General features: G+C 43.6%; 2 protein-coding genes. Both read right to left on the bottom strand.

The window, feature by feature from the left end; all coding sequences use genetic code 11:
• A partial coding sequence (locus AC1DSE_RS35410) for an LLM class flavin-dependent oxidoreductase (RefSeq protein ID WP_477529136.1) occupies positions 1–788 on the bottom strand: 788 nt, incomplete at its 3' end.
• 22 nt (positions 789–810) lie between these two features.
• Positions 811–1,272, bottom strand: a 462-nt coding sequence (locus AC1DSE_RS35405) for a VOC family protein (RefSeq protein WP_477529135.1), incomplete at its 5' end; no start/stop codon positions are given.

Raw genomic sequence — 1,272 nt, 5'->3', positions numbered from 1 at the left:
GGATAGTACTCACGAAGAGCGTCTTGTGTCGTTTCTGCCATATAAAATAAACTCGTCGTTGCTATAGGTAAAGCTGCTGGATCAAAACCTTTGCTTGAAGCAGCTTCACGATAAGCATCTACCGAAATTTTAAAGTTGCTTGCTGGACCTCCAAGCGTTGTCAGCATCATTGGAATTCCGGCATATCCTGCTTTAATAGCACTTGCAGGAGGTCCGCCTACTGCTCTCCAAATGGGCATATGTCCATTTTGGGGCTGCGGCAAAATCGATGCTTGCTTAAGAGCTGGTCTAAACTGACCTTCCCATGTTATCGTTTCTTCATTGTTTAATTTCATTAGAAGCTCTAGCTTCTCTTCAAATAGTTCTTCATAATCCCGAACATCATAGCCAAGCAAACTATACGCCCCGACGCGTGAGCCCCGTCCTGCCACAATTTCCGCACGTCCCTTGGAAATTAAATCGATCGTTGCAAAATCTTCGTATACTCGAACAGGATCAGATGTACTTAGCACTGTTGCTGAGCTGGCAATCTTAATGTTTTTTGTGGCCTGGGCAATAGCTCCTAAAATCACGGTATGGGCTTGTGTCGTGAAAAATGTTTGATGACTTTCCCCTACAGCAAATACATCTATTCCTGCCTCATCTGCCAGCTTGCTTGCATCAATGAGCTCTTGAATACGCTGTTCAGCACTTATCATTGTGCCCGTATTCGGGTTAGGCAAATGATCCCCAATGGAATACAATCCGAATTCTAATCCTTTATTTTTATCGTTTCGATATTTTTCCATGCGTTCTCTCCCCTTTTGCGTATTAATTCAGCGGTACTAATTTTGCTTCAATATCCGCCCGTCTAGCTTCTAAAAATGGCGGTAAATCCAGTGCTTTACCTAGCTCTGCGACGGATGAATCTTTCGTAAACCCTGGCCCATCCGTCGCTATTTCAAACAAAATGCCATTTGATTCTCGGAAATATAAGCTTTGAAAATAATAACGATCCACAATGCCGGAGGAGTGGAAGCCGCGTTTTTTAACGACCTCATCCCAATAGCGCAGCTCTTCTTCATTTTTAACACGGATGGCTAAATGATGAATGCTTCCTCTTCCAGGCTTCTCGATTGCTCCTTCTGCTTGTTTGACCAAAATTTCTCCATAGGAACGACCGGCAACAGATTGATAAATGGCTTCATTTTCCGTACGTGACACTTCGCTATAACCTAACATGCTCGTCAATGTAGCGGCTAAACGATCCAAAGATCGAACGGTCATTTCGAC

It is taken from the genome of Paenibacillus sp. 01L418 (genome assembly GCF_056400045.1).
Note: the sequence above shows the minus strand (reverse complement) of the source record. Positions and strands in the feature narration are given on the sequence as shown.